This is a genomic window from Kitasatospora sp. NPDC101155, assembly GCF_044768305.1.
Lineage (GTDB): Bacteria > Actinomycetota > Actinomycetes > Streptomycetales > Streptomycetaceae > Kitasatospora.
The window spans coordinates 388769-408333 of the sequence record NZ_JBIWPN010000003.1 but is presented as its reverse complement, the minus strand read 5'-3'; the positions used below and the strand labels follow the sequence as shown (position 1 = coordinate 408333).

The 19565-nt window shown below is 72.3% G+C and carries 18 protein-coding genes; 14 read left to right on the top strand and 4 right to left on the bottom strand.

Going from position 1 to position 19565, the window contains the following annotated elements; genetic code table 11:
* The first annotated feature begins 76 nt into the window (after positions 1-76).
* The 11 genes from ACIRYZ_RS06585 to ACIRYZ_RS06535 all read left to right on the top strand — a co-directional run bounded on the left by ACIRYZ_RS06585 (position 77) and on the right by ACIRYZ_RS06535 (position 9868).
* Positions 77-160, top strand: coding sequence for a putative leader peptide (locus tag ACIRYZ_RS06585; RefSeq protein WP_317621159.1), 84 nt, complete (start codon positions 77-79; stop codon positions 158-160).
* A 196-nt stretch (positions 161-356) separates the two neighbouring features.
* On the top strand, positions 357-2081 hold the full coding sequence (locus ACIRYZ_RS06580) for a nitrite/sulfite reductase (protein WP_402940360.1): 1725 nt from the start codon (positions 357-359) through the stop codon (positions 2079-2081).
* Positions 2078-2257: a hypothetical protein gene (locus tag ACIRYZ_RS06575; protein WP_402940357.1), complete on the top strand. Its 180-nt coding sequence runs from the start codon at positions 2078-2080 to the stop codon at positions 2255-2257. The genes ACIRYZ_RS06580 and ACIRYZ_RS06575 overlap by 4 nt, the downstream gene beginning before the upstream one ends.
* Entirely contained in the window at positions 2238-2939 is a 702-nt protein-coding gene (locus ACIRYZ_RS06570) for a phosphoadenylyl-sulfate reductase (protein WP_402940354.1), read from the top strand. The genes ACIRYZ_RS06575 and ACIRYZ_RS06570 overlap by 20 nt, the downstream gene beginning before the upstream one ends.
* Before the next feature lie 47 nt (positions 2940-2986).
* The gene (gene cysC, locus ACIRYZ_RS06565; protein ID WP_402940565.1) at positions 2987-3568 is read left to right on the top strand and encodes an adenylyl-sulfate kinase; all 582 of its coding nucleotides are present in this window, start codon (positions 2987-2989) and stop codon (positions 3566-3568) included.
* Complete coding sequence (cysD, locus tag ACIRYZ_RS06560) at positions 3565-4521, top strand: sulfate adenylyltransferase subunit CysD (RefSeq protein ID WP_402940352.1); 957 nt, start codon at positions 3565-3567, stop codon at positions 4519-4521. Before cysC ends, cysD begins: the two co-directional genes overlap by 4 nt.
* Position 4522: 1 nt before the next feature.
* Positions 4523-5845, top strand: coding sequence for a sulfate adenylyltransferase subunit 1 (locus ACIRYZ_RS06555; RefSeq protein ID WP_402940349.1), 1323 nt, complete (start codon positions 4523-4525; stop codon positions 5843-5845).
* A 248-nt stretch (positions 5846-6093) separates the two neighbouring features.
* Positions 6094-7260 (top strand): aliphatic sulfonate ABC transporter substrate-binding protein, encoded by a 1167-nt coding sequence (locus ACIRYZ_RS06550; protein WP_402940346.1) that lies wholly within the window; start codon positions 6094-6096, stop codon positions 7258-7260.
* Positions 7261-7445: 185 nt separating this feature from the next.
* Entirely contained in the window at positions 7446-8249 is an 804-nt protein-coding gene (locus tag ACIRYZ_RS06545) for an ABC transporter ATP-binding protein (protein ID WP_402940563.1), read from the top strand.
* On the top strand, positions 8236-9129 hold the full coding sequence (locus ACIRYZ_RS06540; protein WP_402940343.1) for an ABC transporter permease: 894 nt from the start codon (positions 8236-8238) through the stop codon (positions 9127-9129). Before ACIRYZ_RS06545 ends, ACIRYZ_RS06540 begins: the two co-directional genes overlap by 14 nt.
* A 10-nt stretch (positions 9130-9139) precedes the next feature.
* Positions 9140-9868 carry a sirohydrochlorin chelatase gene (locus ACIRYZ_RS06535; protein ID WP_402940341.1) on the top strand — a complete coding sequence of 243 codons (729 nt, stop codon included), beginning with the start codon at positions 9140-9142 and terminating at the stop codon, positions 9866-9868.
* Between the two features lie 9 nt (positions 9869-9877).
* Here ACIRYZ_RS06535 and ACIRYZ_RS06530 read toward each other — a convergent pair whose 3' ends face one another.
* The gene (locus tag ACIRYZ_RS06530) at positions 9878-10294 is read right to left on the bottom strand and encodes a hypothetical protein (protein ID WP_402940338.1); all 417 of its coding nucleotides are present in this window, start codon (positions 10292-10294) and stop codon (positions 9878-9880) included.
* Between the two features lie 320 nt (positions 10295-10614).
* Between ACIRYZ_RS06530 and ACIRYZ_RS06525 the strand changes: the two genes are divergently transcribed.
* On the top strand, positions 10615-10992 hold the full coding sequence (locus ACIRYZ_RS06525) for a hypothetical protein (RefSeq protein WP_402940561.1): 378 nt from the start codon (positions 10615-10617) through the stop codon (positions 10990-10992).
* 107 nt (positions 10993-11099) lie between these two features.
* Here the strand turns inward: ACIRYZ_RS06525 and ACIRYZ_RS06520 are convergent, their stop codons facing one another.
* The 3 genes from ACIRYZ_RS06520 to ACIRYZ_RS06510 form a co-directional block, all read right to left on the bottom strand.
* Positions 11100-12803: a DEAD/DEAH box helicase gene (locus ACIRYZ_RS06520; protein ID WP_402940335.1), complete on the bottom strand. Its 1704-nt coding sequence runs from the start codon at positions 12801-12803 to the stop codon at positions 11100-11102.
* A 169-nt stretch (positions 12804-12972) separates the two neighbouring features.
* A complete protein-coding gene (locus ACIRYZ_RS06515; RefSeq protein WP_380614299.1) occupies positions 12973-13179 on the bottom strand; it encodes a cold-shock protein in 207 nt (68 codons plus the stop codon).
* A gap of 317 nt (positions 13180-13496) precedes the next feature.
* Positions 13497-15689: an MMPL family transporter gene (locus ACIRYZ_RS06510; RefSeq protein ID WP_402940332.1), complete on the bottom strand. Its 2193-nt coding sequence runs from the start codon at positions 15687-15689 to the stop codon at positions 13497-13499.
* A gap of 552 nt (positions 15690-16241) precedes the next feature.
* Between ACIRYZ_RS06510 and ACIRYZ_RS06505 the strand changes: the two genes are divergently transcribed.
* Together ACIRYZ_RS06505 and ACIRYZ_RS06500 are read left to right on the top strand one after the other, a co-directional pair.
* Positions 16242-18476: an MMPL family transporter gene (locus tag ACIRYZ_RS06505; protein WP_402940558.1), complete on the top strand. Its 2235-nt coding sequence runs from the start codon at positions 16242-16244 to the stop codon at positions 18474-18476.
* A gap of 123 nt (positions 18477-18599) precedes the next feature.
* Positions 18600-19493: a phosphotransferase enzyme family protein gene (locus tag ACIRYZ_RS06500; protein ID WP_402940329.1), complete on the top strand. Its 894-nt coding sequence runs from the start codon at positions 18600-18602 to the stop codon at positions 19491-19493.
* Positions 19494-19565 lie beyond the last annotated feature (72 nt).

Below are 19565 nucleotides of genomic sequence, written 5' to 3'. Positions count from 1 at the left end.
CCGGATTCTGAAACTCCAGCGTCCAGCATTTGGATGTTAGTGGACCGCGAGTCCCGTGCCGTGCGAATCTCTTGCCATGTCTAGCGCCGGAACCACCCTGGTAGGTCGACTCCACGTCGATCTCCTTCGCGTGTCCAGCGCCATCTGTCCGGTGATCTGAGCCCACCCCGCCGCACCACCGCACCCGGCGCCGACCTCACGCCATCCCCCGCAGCAGCGGATGCGCAGGCGCCCGCCCGGCCCGGCCACTGCTCTCCCCGGTCCTGAGAAACCCGCAGGTCACAGCAGCACTGCAGCGTCGAGCGCGCCCAGCGACCCACCCGGCTCCAGCACCACCTGCCCCGAAGGACTTCACCATGGCCACCTCCCCCGAGACCGCCGAGCCCACGGCCGACCGCACCGCCGCGCGCCGACCCGCCGCGGCTCGCAAGGTGACCCGCCACCGCGGCGAGGGCCAGTGGGGCATGGGCCACTTCACCCCTTTGAACGCCAACGAGCAGTTCAAGAAGGACGACGACGGTCTCAATGTACGGACACGCATTGAGACGATCTACGCGCACCAGGGCTTCGACTCGATCGACCCCGCCGACCTGCGCGGCCGGATGCGCTGGTGGGGCCTCTACACCCAGCGCAAGGAAGGCATCGACGGCGGCAAGACCGCGATCCTGGACCCGCACGAGCTGGACGCCGAGTACTTCATGCTCCGGGTGCGCATCGACGGCGGCCGGCTGACCGTCCCCCAGCTGCGGGCCGTCGCCGAGGTCTCCGAGCAGTACGCCCGGGGCACCGCCGACCTGACCGACCGCCAGAACATCCAGTACCACTGGATCCGGATCGAGGACGTCCCGGCGATCTGGCGGAAGCTGGAGGCCGTCGGCCTGTCCACCACCGAGGCTTGCGGCGACACCCCGCGCGTCATCCTCGGCTCCCCGGTGGCCGGCGTCGCCCAGGACGAGATCATCGACGGCACCCCGGCCATCGAGGAGATCAACCGCCGCTTCATCGGCAACAAGGAATTCTCCAACCTGCCGCGCAAGTTCAAGAGCGCGATCTCCGGCTCCCCGCTGCTGGACGTCGCGCACGAGATCAACGACGTCGCCTTCGTCGGCGTGGTCCACCCCGAGCACGGGCCCGGCTTCGACCTGTGGGTCGGCGGCGGCCTGTCCACCAACCCGCGCCTGGGCGTGCGCCTGGGCGCCTGGGTCCCCCTGGAGCAGGTGCCGGACGTCTACGGCGGCGTGATCGGCATCTTCCGCGACTACGGCTACCGGCGCCTGCGCAACCGCGCCCGGCTGAAGTTCCTGGTCGCCGACTGGGGCGCGGAGAAGTTCCGTCAGGTGCTGGAGGACGAGTACCTGAAGCACAAGCTGGTCGACGGCCCCGCGCCCGTCGAGCCCGCCGCCCGCTGGCGCGACCACGTCGGCGTCCACCGGCAGAAGGACGGCCGGTTCTACATCGGCTTCGCCCCGCGCGTCGGCCGGGTCGACGGCAAGCTGCTCGGCCGGATCGCCGACCTCGCCGCCGACCACGGCAGCGACCGGGTGCGCACCACCGCCGAGCAGAAGATGCTGATCCTCGACATCGCCGAGGAGCACGTCGAGTCGGTCGTGGCCGGCCTGGAGGCGCTCGACCTGCGGGTCACCCCCTCGCCGTTCCGCCGCGGCACCATGGCCTGCACCGGCATCGAGTACTGCAAGCTCGCCATCGTCGAGACCAAGGAGCGCGGCCGCACCCTGATCGACGAACTGGAGCAGCGCCTGCCGGAGTTCGCCGAGCCGCTGACCATCAACATCAACGGCTGCCCGAACGCCTGCGCCCGCATCCAGGTCGCCGACATCGGCCTCAAGGGCCAGCTGGTCACCGACGAGGACGGCAACCAGGTCGAGGGCTACCAGGTGCACCTGGGCGGCGCGCTCGGGCTGGAGGCCGGCTTCGGCCGCAAGGTCCGCGGTCTCAAGGTCACCAGCGCCGGCCTGCCCGACTACGTCGAGCGCCTGCTGACCCGCTACCAGGGCGACCGCGCCGAGGGCGAGCGCTTCGCCCAGTGGGCGGCCCGGGCCACCGAGGAGCAGCTGTCGTGAGCGAGAGAGCAGCTCCGTTCTTCTGCCCCTACTGCGGGGACGAGGACCTGCGCCCGTCCGAGGCCGGGCACGGCGCCTGGGAGTGCCACGGCTGCCGCCGCGCCTTCCAGTTGAAGTTCCTCGGCCTGCTGTCACCGACCAACGGGGGTTCGTCCCATGAGCGGCACGACGACTGACTACGAGGAGATCGCCGTCCACGCCGGCCGCGAGCTGGAGGAGGCCACGCCGCAGGAGATCCTGCGCTGGGCCGCCGACACCTTCGGCAAGCGGTTCTGCGTCACCTCCTCGATGGAGGACGCGGTGGTCGCCCACCTCGCCTCCTCGGTGTTCCCCGGCGTGGACGTGGTGTTCCTGGACACCGGCTACCACTTCGCGGAGACCATCGGCACCCGCGACGCGGTGGCCGCGACCATGCCGGTCAACGTCATCACGCTCACGCCGCTGAAGACCGTCGCCGAGCAGGACGCCGAGCACGGGCCGAACCTGCACGACCGCGACCCGGACCTGTGCTGCTCGCTGCGCAAGGTCGAGCCGCTCAACCGCGGCCTCGGCGGCTACGACGCCTGGGCCACCGGGCTGCGCCGCGACGAGTCGCCGACCCGCGCCAACACCCCGGTGGTGGCCTGGGACCCCAAGCGCCGCAAGGTCAAGATCGCCCCGATCGCCCGGTGGACGCAGGAGGACGTGGACGCCTACGTCGCCGCCAACGGCGTGCTGCTCAACCCGCTGCTGTGGGAGGGCTACACCTCGATCGGCTGCTCGCCGCTGTCCTGCACCCGCAAGCCCGCCGAGGGCGAGGACGCCCGGGCCGGCCGCTGGTCCGGCTCCGGCAAGACCGAGTGCGGCATCCACCTCTGATCAGCCATCACTTCTCGCGTAAGGAAGACACCGTGACAGCTCACACCCTGGCCGCCGATGGAGCCGCAGAGGCGGCCCGCGCGGCCGCCCCCTGCGAGCGCGGCGCCACCGTGTGGCTGACCGGGCTGCCCAGCGCCGGCAAGACCACCCTGGCCTTCGCGCTGGCCGAGCGGCTGCGCGCCGAGGGCCACCGGGTCGAGGTCCTGGACGGCGACGAGATCCGCGAGTTCCTCTCCAAGGGCCTCGGCTTCTCCCGCGAGGACCGGCACACCAACGTCACCCGGATCGGCTTCGTCGCCGAGAAGCTCGCCGCCAACGGCGTCAAGGTGCTCGCGCCGGTGATCGCCCCGTTCACCGACTCCCGCGCCGCCGTGCGCGAGCGGCACGCCGCGGCCGGCACCGAGTTCCTGGAGATCCACGTCGCCACCCCCGTCGAACTGTGCGCCGAACGCGACGTCAAGGGCCTGTACGCCAAGCAGGCCGCCGGCGAGATCTCCGGCCTGACCGGCGTGGACGACCCGTACGAGGCCCCGGACAACCCGGAGCTGCGCATCCAGACGCAGGGCCGCGCGGTCACCGAGTCCGCCGCCGAGCTGCACGCCTTCCTGACCGAGAGGGGTCTCGCATGACCACCGCGACCGACAGCCCGGTCCGCACCGACGCCCAGAATGAAAATTCAAGGGGCCCCTTCGCGCTGTCCCACCTGGACGCGCTGGAGGCCGAGTCGGTGCACATCTTCCGCGAGGTCGCGGGGGAGTTCGAGCGCCCGGTGATCCTGTTCTCCGGCGGCAAGGACTCCATCGTCATGCTGCACCTGGCGCTCAAGGCCTTCCACCCGGCGCCGGTGCCCTTCTCCCTGCTGCACGTCGACACCGGGCACAACTTCCCCGAGGTCATCGCCTACCGCGACCGCGTCGTCGCGCAGCACAACCTGCGCCTGCACGTCGCCCACGTCCAGGACTTCATCGACCGCGGCGTGCTGCGCGAGCGCCCGGACGGCACCCGCAACCCGCTGCAGACCGTGCCGCTGCTCGACGCGATCGAGCAGAACCGTTTCGACGCGGTGTTCGGCGGCGGCCGCCGGGACGAGGAGAAGGCCCGCGCCAAGGAGCGCGTCTTCTCGCTGCGCGACGAGTTCGGCGCCTGGGACCCGCGCCGCCAGCGCCCCGAGCTGTGGTCGCTGTACAACGGCCGGCACGCGGTCGGCGAGCACGTGCGGGTCTTCCCGCTGTCCAACTGGACCGAGCTGGACGTCTGGCAGTACATCGAGCGCGAGGGCATCGAGCTGCCGGAGATCTACTACGCGCACGAGCGGGACGTCTTCGCCCGGGGCGGCATGTGGCTGACCGCCGGCGAGTGGGGCGGCCCCAAGGACAGCGAGCCCGTCGAGCGGCGGCTGATCCGCTACCGCACCGTCGGCGACATGTCCTGCACCGGCGCCGTCGACTCCGACGCCACCACCATCGAGGCCGTGATCGCCGAGATCGCCGCCAGCCGCCTCACCGAGCGCGGCGCCACCCGCGCCGACGACAAGCTGTCCGAGGCCGCGATGGAAGACCGCAAGCGCGAGGGGTACTTCTAAGATGACCAGCACCACCCGGGAAGCCACCGCCACGTCGCTGCTGCGCTTCGCCACCGCCGGCTCCGTCGACGACGGCAAGTCCACCCTGGTCGGCCGACTGCTGCACGACTCCAAGTCGGTGCTCGCCGACCAGCTGGAGGCCGTCGAACGCGTCTCCCTGGGCCGCGGCCAGGAGGCGCCCGACCTGGCGCTGCTCACCGACGGCCTGCGGGCCGAGCGCGAGCAGGGCATCACCATCGACGTCGCCTACCGCTACTTCGCCACCCCCCGGCGGCGGTTCATCCTCGCCGACACCCCCGGACACGTGCAGTACACCCGCAACATGGTGACCGGCGCCTCCACCGCCGAGCTCGCCGTCGTGCTGGTCGACGCCCGCAACGGCGTGGTCGAGCAGACCCGCCGGCACGCCGCCGTCGCCGCGCTGCTGCGGGTGCCGCACGTCGTCCTGGCCGTCAACAAGATGGACCTGGTCGACTACGCGGAGCCCGTCTTCGCCGCCATCGCCGAGGAGTTCACCGCCTACGCCGCCTCGCTCGGCGTGGGCGACGTCCTCGCCGTCCCGATCTCCGCCCTGGCCGGGGACAACGTCGTCGAGCCGTCCGCCCACATGGACTGGTACGGCGGCCCGACCCTGCTGGAGCACCTGGAGACCGTCCCGGTCGGCACCGACCCCAGCCAGGAGGGCGCCCGCTTCCCGGTCCAGTACGTGATCCGGCCGCAGACCGAGGAGCACCCCGACTACCGCGGCTACGCGGGCCAGCTGGCCTCCGGCGTGCTGCGCGTCGGCGACAGCGTCACGGTGCTGCCCTCCGGCCGGACCAGCACGGTCGCCGGGATCGACGCGCTCGGCCGCCAGAGCGACATCGCCTGGGCGCCCCAGTCGGTCACCGTCCGCCTCACCGACGAGCTCGACATCTCCCGCGGCGACCTGATCGCCGCCGGGGCGGCCCCCGCCCCCACCCAGGACATCGAGGCCACCGTCAGCCACCTCAACGAGCGGCCGCTGCGCGCCGGGGACAAGGTGCTGCTCAAGCACACCACCCGCACGGTGCGCGCGCTGGTCAAGGAGATCTCCTACCGGATCGACATCGACACTCTCGAACGACGCTCCGGCGCCGAGGGGTTGAACGTCAACGACATCGGCCACGTGCGGCTGCGCACCGCCGAGCCGCTGGCCCTCGACACCTACGCCGACAACCGCCGCACCGGCTCGTTCCTGCTGATCGACCCGGCCGACGGCACCACCCTCACCGCCGGGATGGCGGGCGAGGCCTTCGAGACCGTACGCACCAACGACGCACCCGACGAGGAGGACTGGGTCTGATGCCCAGCGAGGCGTTCTCGGGCATGGACAAGGAAGGCGGCCGCATCGGCAGCGGCGCCCTCGGCAGCGGCCAGGGCGGCTTGACCCGATGTGTGGGCCGACAGGGCTGAGAACGCCCTGTCACCGGGCTGTCTTCCCCCCACAGCCGCCCGGCTTGCCCCGGCACCTCGATGCCGCGCGCACCACCTTCCCGACTTCCCGCCCGAGACCGCCTCCTGACGGTCCGTCCGTGAACAGGACTCACCACCATGGCACCGAACCCGGCACCCTCCCATACCCTCTCCCGCCCCAATGCCGGGCGGAGCAGACGCCGCCTGGCGGCCGTCGTCGCCTCGCTGGCCGCCCTGAGCCTGGTCAGCGCCTGCGGCTACGGGTCGAAGGCGGACGACAAGTCCTCGGACACCAAGGCCAACTCGGCGGCCGCCGGCGGGAATTCCACCGGCGCGAAGCTCTCCGCGGACACCGTGAAGATCGGCTACTTCGCCAACCTGACCCACGGCACCCCGCTGGTCGGCCTCCAGGAGGGCCTGTTCCAGAAGGAGTTGGGCGCCACGCAGATCAGGACCCAGGTCTTCAACGCGGGCCCGTCCGAGATCGAGGCGCTCAACGCCGGCTCCATCGACATCGGCTGGATCGGCCCCTCCCCCGCGATCAACGGCTACACCAAGTCCGACGGCAAGTCCCTGAAGATCATCGGCGGTTCGGCCTCCGGCGGGGTCAAGCTCGTGGTCAACCCGGCGAAGATCGCCTCGCTGGACGACCTCAAGGGCAAGAAGATCGCCACCCCGCAGCTGGGCAACACCCAGGACGTGGCACTGCTCAACTACCTCGCGGGCAAGGGCTACAAGGTCGACGCGACCTCCGGCGCGGGCGACGTCTCCGTGGTGCGCACCGACAACAAGGTCACCCCCGACGCCTACAAGCAGGGCTCCATCGACGGCGCCTGGGTGCCCGAGCCCACCGCCTCCAAGCTGGTCACGCTCGGCGCGAAGGTCCTGCTCAACGAGAAGGACGTCTGGCCGGACAAGAAGTTCGTGATCACCAACATCATCGTCTCGCAGAAGTTCCTCAAGGAGCACCCGGACGTGGTGGAGGCCGTGCTGCGCGGCTCGGTGAACACCAACGCCTTCATCAAGTCCAGCCCCTACAAGGCCAAGGCCGACGCCAACGAGGCCATCAAGCAGGCCACCGGCAACGCGCTGGAGCCGGCCGTCCTCGACCCGGCCTGGGCCGACATCGACTTCCTCGACGACCCGCTGGCGAACACCCTGCAGGCCGAGGCCGACCACGCCGTCACCGCCGGGCTCCTCAAGAAGCCGAACCTGGACGGCATCTACGACCTCACCCTGCTCAACAAGGTCCTCGCGGCACAGGGCCAGGCCCCCGTGGCGGACGCCGGACTCGGCGCCAAGTAGCGCCGGGCATACGGCAGTTCACCCCCGAACCCGCGGTCCGGTCCCCCGCCCGCCCGGTCGATCCCCGATCGATGCCCACCGGGACGGGCGGGGGCCGGACCCCGGCCCCCGCTTCGCAGCCCTTTCCCTCCTGGCCCGCCGACGGGCGGGAGGGGCCCATGACCACTCACGCAGGAGGTGCCCGGATGACCCCGGCACTGACCACCGAGGCCAACGCCACCGTCGTCGACGCCCCCGGCGGCGCGCCCGCCGTCCGGATCTCGCACGTGCACAAGTCCTTCGGCCGCCCGGGCGCGCAGACCCACGTCCTGGACGACATCACCCTCGACGTCGCGCCCGGCGAGTTCGTCACCCTGCTCGGCGCCTCCGGTTGCGGCAAGTCCACCCTGCTCAACCTGGTCGCCGGCCTGGACAAACCCAGCCGCGGCACCATCGAGGTGCCTGGCGGCCGCCCCGCCCTGATGTTCCAGGAGCACGCGCTGTTCCCCTGGCTCACCGCCGGCAAGAACATCGAACTCGCCCTCAAGCTGGCAGGCGTCCCCCGCCCCGAACGCCGCGCCGAGGCCGAGCGCCTGCTCGAACTCGTCCGCCTGGGCGGCGCGTACGGCAAGCGGGTGCACGAGCTGTCCGGCGGCATGCGCCAGCGCGTGGCGATGGCCCGCGCCCTCGCCCAGGGCAGCAAGGTCCTGCTGATGGACGAGCCGTTCGCCGCCCTCGACGCCATCACCCGGGACGTGCTGCACGACGAGATCACCCGGATCTGGGCCGAACGCCGGCTGTCCGTCCTGTTCGTCACCCACAACGTGCGCGAGGCGGTGCGCCTGGCCGAGCGCGTCGTGCTGCTCTCCTCCCGCCCCGGCCGGGTCGCCCGCGAGTGGCGGATCGACCTGCCGCAGCCGCGCCGCATCGAGTCCGCGGGCGTGGCCGACCTGTCCATCGAGATCACCGAAGAACTGCGTGGGGAGATCCGTCGCCATGTCCAGCACTGACACCACGCTGTCCCGCCCCGACAGCGACACCGCCGACGTCGGCGCCGGCCTCGACGCCCTCGACTCCGTCTCCGCGCAGCGCAGTTCACTCGGCGAGGTGCTGCGCACCAAGGCGCTGCCGCCGCTGATCGGCGTGCTGGTCGTGCTCGCGCTGTGGCAGGGCGCGTACAGCCTGCACCTCACATCCTCGTACAAGCTGCCCAGCCCCGCGGACGTGTGGCACTCCCTGCAGGACCTCTGGTACCAGGGCACGCTGTTCTCGATCATCTGGACCAGCGTCTGGCGCGGCCTGTCCGGCTTCCTGCTCGCCGTCGTCATCGGCACCCCGATCGGCCTGGTGGTCGCCCGGGTCAAGCCGGTGCGCACCGCGATCGGCCCGGTCCTGCAGGGCCTGCAGTCGCTGCCCTCGGTCGCCTGGGTGCCCGCCGCGGTCATCTGGCTCGGCATCAACGACTCGATGATGTACGCGGTGATCCTGCTCGGCGCCGTCCCCTCCATCGCCAACGGCCTGGTCGCCGGCATCGACCAGGTGCCGCCGCTGTTCCTGCGCGCCGGACGCACCATCGGCGCCACCGGCCTGACCGGCGCCCGGCACGTGCTGATCCCCGCCGCGCTGCCCGGCTACCTGGCCGGCCTCAAGCAGGGCTGGGCGTTCTCCTGGCGCTCCCTGATGGCCGCCGAGCTGGTCGCCTCCTCCCCCGACCTCGGCCGGGGCCTCGGCCGGTTCCTGGAGGACCAGCGTGAGTTCTCCGACATGTCCGGCGTCCTGCTCGGCATCATCCTCATCCTGTTCGTCGGCATCGCCATCGAACTGCTGGTGTTCACCCCGATCGAACGCCGGGTCCTGCGCAACCGCGGCCTGCTGACCGCCACCAAGTGAGGCCCCGCTGATGCCCGCCCTGCTCCTCATCGCCCACGGCAGCCGCGACCCGCGCCACGCCGCGACCGTCGCCGCCCTGGTACGGCAGGTGCGGGCGCAGCGGCCCGGCCTGGAGGTCGCCACCGCCTACCTGGACCACTGCGCCCCGCGGATCCCCCAGGTCGTGGGCCGGCTCGACGACGCGGTGGCCGTCCCGCTGCTGCTCAACCGGGCCTTCCACGCCAAGCACGACATCCCCGCCGCCCTGCGGGCCGCCGGCGCCGCACTGCCGGTGGCCGACGTGCTGGGTCCCTCGCCCCTGCTGCTGACCGCCCTGGACCGCCGCCTCGCCGAGGCCGGACTCGACGTCCGCTCGGCCGCGGTCCGCGCCCGTACGGGCGTGGTGCTGGCCGCCGCGGGCTCCTCCGACCCGGCCGCCGACGCCGCCACCCGCGCCGTCGCCGCCGCATGGCGCCGCACCCGCGGCTGGGCCGCCGTCGAGGTCGCCTACGCCTCGGCCTCCGGCCCGCGCGTCCCCGACGCCCTCGCCGCCCTGCGTGCCGCCGGCGCCGAGCGCACCGCGGTCGCCCCCTACCTGGTGGCCCCGGGCCTGCTGCCCGACCGCATCGCGGCGGCCGCGGGCGGGGCGGACACCGTGGCCGACACCCTCGGCCCCGCCCCGGAGCTGGCCGCCCTGCTGCTGGAGCGCTACGACGAGGCCCGCCGGGCGGCGGCGGTCGTCCCCGCCCTCATCGCCTGAGGGTCCCGCTCAACGCTCGCGCTTCTCGGTGCGATGCAGGCGTTCGGCACGACCGACCGCCTCCCAGTTCCGAGCCCTCTCGAAATGCCGCAGGATCCGGGCCGTGCGCTCCTTCGACCCGGCCTTGAGGTGCTGGTACTCGGCCGCCGCGGCGGTGATCACGCTGAGCGGTACCGGCTCGTCCACGTCGGCGATGGCGGCCTCGATCCACTCCCGCATGACGGCCGTCGGCTTCAGCCCCCGCTCCCGCGCCCGACGCCGCACTTCGTCCATCACCGGCTTGGGCAGCCGCAGCGAGGTGGCGATCATCGCCGACTCCGCAGCCACCTGCTCGCCCGGCTCGGCGTTCGTGATCTCGTCCTCGGTCAGCTCATGCGTCTCGTAGTGCTCGGCGATCGTTTCGAGCTCCGCCCCCTTGTCAGCCATCTGCCCCTCCACTCGGACCCTTGGCCTCGCCCGACTCCCGGCGGCGACAGCGTGCCACCGATCCCGCTCCCAAGGTCAGCCGCCCCCACACGGACGGGCGACGGCGCGCGGAAGCGCCGAAACCGCGTGGAGCCGACCGGAAGACCCGCGCCACCCGCACCCGCCGCACGGCGAGCGCGGGGCGGGCAGGTGGCGAGCCCCTCCCCCGCCAGCGGGGCGAGGAGAAAGCGCGAGACCGTACTCAGGACACCGAAGCGCAACTCGCGCTCCGGTGAGACCGTGACGGACCTTCCGGGCCGTAATGCCCGGATTGCTGATATCTGCCTACGGAATCAGCAACGGATACTGGTAGTTCGACGGCGCAGCTGCGTTCCTCCTGCGCCGAGCGGGGCGGGGAGGCGACGGCGGTGGGCCGCCGGCTGGGCCGGATGATCCAGCACGTGCGCGGCGAGCATCCGGAGGCGGACCGCTGGCTGGACGAGCACCAGGTCGCGGAGCATTCGGGCGCGGAGAATGTGGTGCGCCACGAGGAGTTGGGCGAGCTGCGGATCGACCAGCACGTGCTGCCGGCCGCGGAGGGACTGCAGTTGATCGTGATGGCGCCGCGTGACGCGGAGACGGCGGAGCGGTTGCGCCGGCTGGCGCCCGCCGCGACAGCCGAGCCCGTGGCGAGTGCCGCGCCCGCCTCGACGGCCTGACGGCAGGCGGCAGACGACAGGCGGCATGACGGCACCGGGCCCGGAAACGGCCGGGGCCCCTCACCCGAGGGGCCCCGTCACCGTCTGTCGTTCTCCTCCGGCAGCCGTCAGTCGGCCTTGCGCCGCTGGCGCCCGGTCCCGTAGTTGGAGCCGGACTTGGAGCCGGTGCCGGGCTTGGCACGGCCCGAGGAGCGTCCGATGAAGCCGGCGGCCTGGGGCCGCTCGCCCTGGCCGGCCGCGCCGAAGCGCTGCTTGGGGCGCGGGCGGCGGGGGTTGCCGTTCATGTCGACGTCGGCGGGCAGCCCGGAGCGCTTGGCGGGGCGGCGGCGCGGGGTGGCGGCCTTGCCGTCGGCGGGCTTCTCGACGGCCGGGGCGGCCGCGGCGGCGGGGACGAGCACGGCGACCGGGACGCCGCTGGGCGTGCGGGCACCGGTGATCCGGGCCAGGTCGGCGTCGCCGGGGCGGACCTTGGTGACGGTGGGGCGGATCCCGGCGACCGTCATCAGCCGGTTGACCTCGCGGCGCTGCTCGGGCAGCACCAGGGTGACGACGGTGCCGGACTCGCCGGCCCGGGCGGTGCGGCCGCCGCGGTGCAGGTAGTCCTTGTGGTCGATCGGCGGGTCGACGTTGACGACCAGGTCGAGGCCGTCGATGTGGATGCCGCGGGCGGCGACGTTGGTGGCGATCAGCGCGGTGACGTCGCCGTCGCGGAACTGGTCGAGGACCCGGTTGCGCTGCGGCTGGGACTTGCCGCCGTGCAGGGCGGCGGCCTGGACGCCGGTGGCGCGCAGTTGCTTGGCGAGCCGGTCGGCGCCGTGCTTGGTGTGCACGAACATGATCACGCGCCCGTCGCGGGAGGCGATGTGGGCGGTGGTGGAGGCCTTGTCGGTGGGGTCGAGCTGCAGGACGTGGTGGTCCATGGTGGTGACCGCGCCGGCCGAGGGGTCGACCGAGTGGGTGACCGGGTCGTTCAGGAAGCGCTTGACCAGCCGGTCGACGTTGCGGTCCAGGGTGGCGGAGAAGAGCATCCGCTGCCCGTTCTCGGCGACCTGCTCCAGCAGCTTGCTGACCTGCGGCAGGAAGCCCATGTCGGCCATCTGGTCGGCCTCGTCGAGGACGGTGATCGCGACGTCGGAGAGGTTGACGTCGCCGCGCCCGATCAGGTCGTCCAGTCGGCCGGGGGTGGCGACCAGGACCTCGGTGCCGCGGCGCACCGCGTTGGCCTGCCGGCTGATCCCCATGCCGCCGACGACGGTGGTGATCCGCAGGTTGACGGCGGTGGCGTAGGGGGTGAGCGCCTCGGTGACCTGCTGGGCGAGCTCGCGGGTGGGCACCAGGACGAGCGCCAGCGGGTGCCGGGCGTCGGCGCGGCGGCCGGCGGTGCGGGCGAGCAGCGGCAGGCCGAAGGCGAGGGTCTTGCCGGAGCCGGTGCGGCCGCGGCCGAGGACGTCGCGGCCGGCGATCGAGTCGGGCAGGGTGGCGCCCTGGATCGGGAACGGCTCGGTGACGCCTTCGCGGGTGAGGGCGCTGAGGATCGCCTTGGGCAGGTCGAGTTCGGCGAAGGTGGCCGCCGGGGGCCGGGCCGGGGTGCCCTCGACGACGGTGAAGTCGGCGGGCTCGGCGGCGGCGGTGCGGGCGTTCTTCGGGGAGCCGGCCTTGGGGGCGCCGGCGCGGCTGCGCGGCTTGCGGGGGCGCTCGGCGCTCTCCCCGCCGCGGCGCGGGCGGTCGGTGCGGCGGCCCTGGTCGGCCGGGCGGTGCTGGTCGTTGTCGCGGGCGCCGCGGTCGCGGGGCGGGCGGGCAGGGGTGGTCACGGGGTCTCCGTCCGTCGGTCGGCAGCCCGCTGTCGCGGGCAGGTCGGCCGTCGGATTGGAGTGCGCCGCCCCGGCCGTTCGGCGGCATGAACGAGGGCCCGCACCGTCGCGCGGTGCGGGCCCCCGCTTCACGAGATCAGAAGATCGCGCGTCAGCGTGGTGGCTGACGTCAGCCGATGATCTGGATGTTCTCGCCCTGCGGGCCCTTCTGGCCCTGGGTGACGTCGAACTCGACGCGCTGACCCTCGACGAGCTCACGGAAGCCCTGGGCCTGAATGTTCGAGTAGTGGGCGAACACGTCCGGGCCGCCGCCGTCCTGCTCGATGAAGCCGAAGCCCTTTTCGCTGTTGAACCACTTCACGGTGCCGGTAGCCATAACCGTCTCCTCATATTGGGGCATCAGGGATTCACACCTCGTGAATCCCCAAAGTAGCCGCGATCCCCATCCGGAGACTGAAACACCGGACAAAACAAATGCGCCTGTTGGTTGGGACCAGCAGGCGCACACAAGCGTTCATGGGAACCAAAACTGCAACTGCTTCGACTGTAGCACGGTCGTACCCCGATTGACCGGGGAGTTTCCTGCCCGGAAGATCACGTTTGCCGCCCCGGGAAAGCGGGGAGCGGCGCCCCGCCGAAGCGGGGCGCCGCCTGTGGTTCAGCCCGTGATCAGACCGTGACCGAGCGCTCGGTTCAGCGCCGGCCGGCCGGCTCCGGCATGCCGTGGGCGTCGGACAGCGGGGCCGGGCCCTCGCCGTGGCCGGGCCCCTTGGCGTCGCCGTGGCCGGGCCACCAGGCGCGGCGGCCGAGCAGGGCGGTGAGCGCCGGGGTGAAGAACATCGCCATCACGAAGGCCGCGATGATGATGCCGATGGCGATCGAGAAGCCCATCTCGCTCATCATCGTGTTGCCGGCCAGCAGCATGGTGCCGAAGGTCGCGGCCAGGATGAAGCCGGCCGCGGCCACCGTCGGGCCGCCGTGGCGGATCGCCTGGCTGGCCGCCTCGTGGGGGTCGCGGCCCTCGCGGGCCTCCTCGCGCAGTCGGGCGATCATCAGGATGTTGTAGTCGGTGCCGAGCGCGACCACGAACAGGTAGATCAGGATCGGCAGCATGAACATCAGACCGGCTTCGCCCTTGATGTTCTGGAACACCAGGGTGGTGGCGCCGAGAGTGGCGCCGAAGCCGAGGCCGACCGAGGCCATCAGGTACCACGGGGCGACCACGCTGCGCAGCAGCAGGCCGAGGATGATCATGATCAGCACCGCGGCGATCGGGAAGACCAGGCTGTAGTCGTGGACCATCGCCGTGTTGATGTCCTTGTACACGGAGGAGGTGCCGGAGACGTAGGCCTTGGTGCCGGCGGGCGCCTCGCTGTGGGCGACCTTGCGGACCTCGCCGACGGTGTCGATGGCCTTGTTGCTGGACGCCTCGTCCTTCAGGACGACGGTGACGTCGACGGTGAGCCCGTCCTTGCTGATGCCGCGCTCCGGGTTCGGCATGGCGGCACCGGCCACACCGTCGACCTTGCCGAGGTCGTTCACGTAGCCCTGGAGGGAGGCCAGGTCGATCTTGTTGCCGTTCTCGCTGGTGACGAGGACGTGGGTGGGGTCGGCGGCGCCGGCCGAGTAGGCCTTGATCATCGCGTCCTGGACGACCATCGACTCCTTGTCCTTCGGCATGGAACTGCCGGCCATGTCGAAGGTGCCCTTGTAGCCGAGGGCGGCGAGCGCGAGGCCGACCATCACCAGGCCGGAGACCAGGGCGGCGACGGCCGGGCGACGGCCCACGCCGCGGCCGATGGCGGCGAAGCGGGCGTTCGAGGGCTCGCGCTGCCAGGCCTTGGAGGGCCAGAACAGGACCTTCTCGGGGATCAGGCACAGGATCGCGGGCACCAGGGTGACCGAGGCGATCGCGGTGACCGCGACGGCGATGGCCAGCGCCGGGCCGAGCGCCTTGAACATGCCGAGGCTGGACAGCACGAGCACGGCGAAGGCGACCACGACGGCGCCGGCGGCGGAGGTGATGGCCTCGCCGACCCGGCCGACCGCGTTGGCCACGGCCTCCTTGCGGTTGTCCCCGGCCCGCAGCCGCTCGCGGTAGCGGAACATCAGGAACAGGAAGTAGTCGGTGCCGACGCCGTAGAGCACGACGGTCAGGATCTGCGACATCGAGCTGTCGGCCTTGAGGCCGAACCAGTCGCTCGCGAAGCCGATCAGACCGGTGGCGACCAGCGAGTAGATGACCACCGAGAGCACCGGCAGCAGCGCGATGATCGGGCTGCGGAAGATGATCCCGAGCGTGAGCAGGATGATCACGACGGTGCCGAGGCCGATCAGCATGCCGGCCGTCTTGCTGGAGTCCTTCTGGTCCAGCGCGGTCGCGGCCGGGCCGCCGACCTGGTACTTCAGGTTGGTGCCGGCGGCGAGTTCCTTGCCGTCGTCACGCAGCTTCTTGGCGGCGTCGGTGAACTCGTCCGACTGCATCTTGGTCTTGTCGATGGCGACGAGCGCCATCGCGTACTTGTGGTCCTTGGAGTACGAGCCCGTCTTCTCGGAGACCGGGAGGACCTGCTCGACCAGCGGGATCTTCTTGTCGGCCAGGCCCTGGGTGATCTTGTCCATGGCGGCCTGGTCGGTCCCGTCCAGCTGACCGCCGTCGGTGCGCTCGAAGAGCAGCAGCGCGGAGGGCGACTTGTCGGACGGGAAAGCCCTCTGCTGCAGGTCCATCGCCTGGATGGACTCGTAGTGCTTGGGCAGGAAGGACGACTCATCGGTGCTGGCGGTGAGCGCGGGAGCGGACCCGATGATCGCGACCGCGGCGATCAGCCACGCGCCGATCACCCACCAGGCTCGACGGACGACTACGTGTCCTAGTCGGTGGAACATGCTCGAATGCCTCCTGGGCATGGTTCACCGCAGCCCTTGGGGGACGGGACGCCGGGCGACGGCAGGACCGGCGCCGCGAGCGCGTGAGGCGCCACTAGCCGGTCGGCAGGTAAGTGGGACTGGGCGTCATCCTACGAGTACGTGCTTGCCGCCCGGCAAGGTGCCCCCGTAATCCAACCCCCGTACGGGGCCGCCCCGAACCGGCCCCGACCCAGTTTCTCCCGACCGTACCCCGGTTGACCTCGTGCTCCGGGTGGAGACATCTCCCCCTCAGGGTGGAGCCCGTCCCCTACCTCCAAGGAGGAGGCGTCAGGGTCGCGAGGTAGGGAAAACCCCACCCCGCCCCCGAGGCGGGCCCCAGGGCGCACTCACCCGCCAGCCGGATTACCGCCCAACCGCCGCTTCCCTAGTGTCAGTTGCGACGCCGGAGCGGTATCCGGCGGGCACCTTCTCCGGCGGTCGAGGCGATCGGGCCGCCGCCGCTCACCTCGGCGTCGACCGCCGCTCTCCCAGGGGGATCCCGTGAAGACCAGAATCGGCACTGCCGCCGCGATGGGCGCCTGGAGCGCCCGACACAGAAAGACCGCCGTCTTCGGCTGGCTGCTCTTCGTCGTCCTGGCCACCGTGCTCGGCGGCCTGCACGGCAGCACCGAGGTGACCGAGTCCGAGTCGATGCCCGGCCAGGTCTCCCGCGCCGCGAAGATCCTCGACCAGGCCGGACTGAAGAGCCCCGCCGGCGAGACCGTCCTGGTCCAGAGCGCCACCCGCGGTGCCGACGACCCGGACTTCAAGGCCGTCGTCTCCCAGGTGGTCGCCGCCGTCGACGGTACCGGCAAGGCCGCCGAGGTCCGCTCCCCGTACGACACCAAGGCGGTCTCCCGGGACGGCCACTCCGTGCTCGTCCTGCTCACCCTCAAGGGAGACCAGGACCAGGCGGTCAACGACGTCCGGTCCGTCATGGACGCGGTCGCCGGGGTGCAGCGGCAGCACCCGGACCTCACCGTGGTCGAGCTGGGCGACGCCAGCTCCGGCAAGTGGATCCAGGACCAGTTCAAGAACGACTTCGCCCGCGCCGAGTGGACGGCCGTGCCGCTGGCGCTCGGCATCCTGCTGATCGCCTTCGGCGCACTGGTCGCCGCCGTGCTGCCGGTGGTGCTCGCGCTGACCGCCTTCGTCGCGGCCGGCGGGCTGGTCGCGCTCAGCAGCGGCCTGCTGCACACCAGCAACGACGCCAGCTCGGTGATGCTGCTGGTCGGCCTCGCCGTCGGCGTCGACTACTGCCTCTTCTACCTGCGCCGCGAGCGCGAGGAGCGGGCCGCCGGACGCGACGCGGCCACCGCGCTGACCGTCGCCGCCGCCACCAGCGGCCGGGCCGTCCTGGTCTCCGGCGTCACCGTGGTGGTCGCCATGGCCGGCATGTTCCTCACCGGGATCGCCGACTTCCGGGCGATGGCCTACGCCACCATCGTGGTCGTGATCACCGCCGTGCTCGGCTCGCTCACCGTGCTGCCCGCGCTGCTGTCCATGCTCGGCGACCGGGTCGAGAAGGGCCGGGTGCCCCTCCTCGCCAGGCTGCGCCGCCCCGACGCCGTCCGCACCGGCGGGCGGTTCTGGAACGCGGTGCTCACCCCGGTGCTGGGCCGCCCGCTGGCCTCCACCGTGCTCGCCGGGGCCGCGCTGCTGGGCCTGGCCGCGCCGCTGCTCACCATGCACACCGCCAACCTGACCTTCCAGCAGCAGCTGCCCGCGGGCAACGAGCTGGTCGCCGCCTCGCAGAAGATCGAGGCCGCCTTCCCCGGCAGCCCCGCCCCCGCCACCGTGGTGATCAAGGCCGCCGACATCTCCTCCCCCGCGATGACCGCCGCGATCGCCGACCTGCGGAACCGGGCCCTGGCCAGCGGACGGATGCACGGGCCTGTCGAGGTCACGGTGCACGCCGACAAGAACATCGCCACCGTCGACATCCCCCTCGACGGCACCGGCAACGACGCCGTCAGCAACGCCGCGCTGAAGACCCTGCGCGAGGACCTGGTGCCCGCGACCGTCCTCAAGGTGCCCGGCACCGAGGCCCCGGTCACCGGCCGCACCGCCGGCTCCTACGACTTCAACGCCAAGATGACCGGCTCGATGCCGCTGGTCTTCGGCTTCGTGGTCGCCTTCGCCTTCCTGCTGATGCTCACCTCCTTCCGCTCGCTGGCCGTCGCCCTCACCGCCGTGGTGCTCAACCTGCTCTCGGTGGGCGCCGCGTACGGGGTCCTGACCCTGGTCTTCCAGCACGGCGTGGGCGCCTCGCTGCTGGGCACCGCCGGGGTCGGCGCGGTGGAGTCCTGGGTGCCGCTGTTCCTCTTCGTGATCCTCTTCGGACTCTCGATGGACTACCACGTCTTCGTGGTCTCCCGGATCAAGGAGGGCCGTGACCGCGGACTGCCGACCCAGGCCGCGATCGCCCACGGCATCCGCTCCACGGCCGGGGTGGTCACCAGCGCCGCGGTGATCATGGTGGCGGTGTTCGCGGTCTTCGGCACCCTGTCCATGCAGGCGATGAAGCAGATGGGCGTGGGCCTGGCGGTCGCGGTGCTCATCGACGCCACGGTGATCCGCGCGGTGCTGCTGCCCTCGGTGATGAGCCTGCTCGGCGAGCGCAACTGGTACCTGCCGCGCTGGCTGGCCTGGCTGCCGGACCTCTCGCACGGCGAGTCCTTCCCGCCGGTCGGCGCCGGGCGCGCCCTGCAGGAGCAGCCGGCCGCGCCCGCGGACGGCCCCCGGCACCGCCGGGTCGAGGCCTGAGGCCCCCGCACCGACGTCGCACGGACGCCGGGCCGCCGCACCGCGCGGGGCCCGGCGTCCGTGCGTCATGATGATCACCGTCCGGAGCCCTCCGGACACCCGCCGGCGGAACGGAGCCCAGCCATGATCCCCTTCGACGAGGGCCGCGCCCGGCTGCTGCTCGCCCACGCCTGCGAGTCCGCCGGACTGCCCGGCCCCGGCGACGCCCGGCTGCTCGCGCTCGGCGAGAACGCCGTCTTCGACCTCGGCGACCCGGCCGTGGTCGCCAAGGTCGGCCGCGGCCCCGAGCTGTACGACCGGGCGCACCGCGAGCTGGCCGTCGCGCACTGGCTGGCCGGGCAGGACGTCCCGGTGGTGCGCCCGTACCAGGAGGTGGCGTCCGAGCCGCAGCTCGCCCACGGGCACCCGGTCACCTTCTGGCACCGGCTCGCCCCCGCCGTACGCCCGGCCCGCCCGGCCGACCTCGCCCCGCTGCTGCGCGCCCTGCACCGGCTGCCGCTGCCGCCCTTCCGGCTCGGGCAGCGCGACCTGCTGGCGCCGGTGGAGCGCTGGCTGGCCTCCGCCGAGGGCCAAGTCGACCCCGAGGACGTCGCCTTCCTGCGCCACCGCCGGGACGCCTTCGAGGCCGCCCTGCCCGACCTGGTGCCGCAGCTGCACCCCGGGGTGATCCACGGCGACGCGCTGCCGCGCAACGTCCACGTCGGCCCGGACGGGCCGGTGCTGCTCGACCTGGAGAACGTCTCGCACGACCTGCGCGAGCACGACCTGGTGGTCCTCGCGCTCAGCCACGACCGGTACGGCGTGCCGGGCGAGGAGTACCGGGCGTTCACCACCGCGTACGGCTGGGACGTGCGCGACTGGCCCGGCTTCGCGGTGCTGCGCGGGGCCCGGGAGACCGCCAGCGCCTCCTGGGTCGCGCAGCAGGCGGCGGGCAACCCGGCCGCGCTGGCGGAGTTCCGACGCCGGGTCGACTCGCTCCGCGAGGGGGCCGCCGAGGTGCGGTGGTACCCGTTCTGACGGTGCGGGGATACCCCGGCTGAGGGCCGGGTGCCAACCCGGGCGAGTGTGAGAAGGCTCTTAAGGCGGATC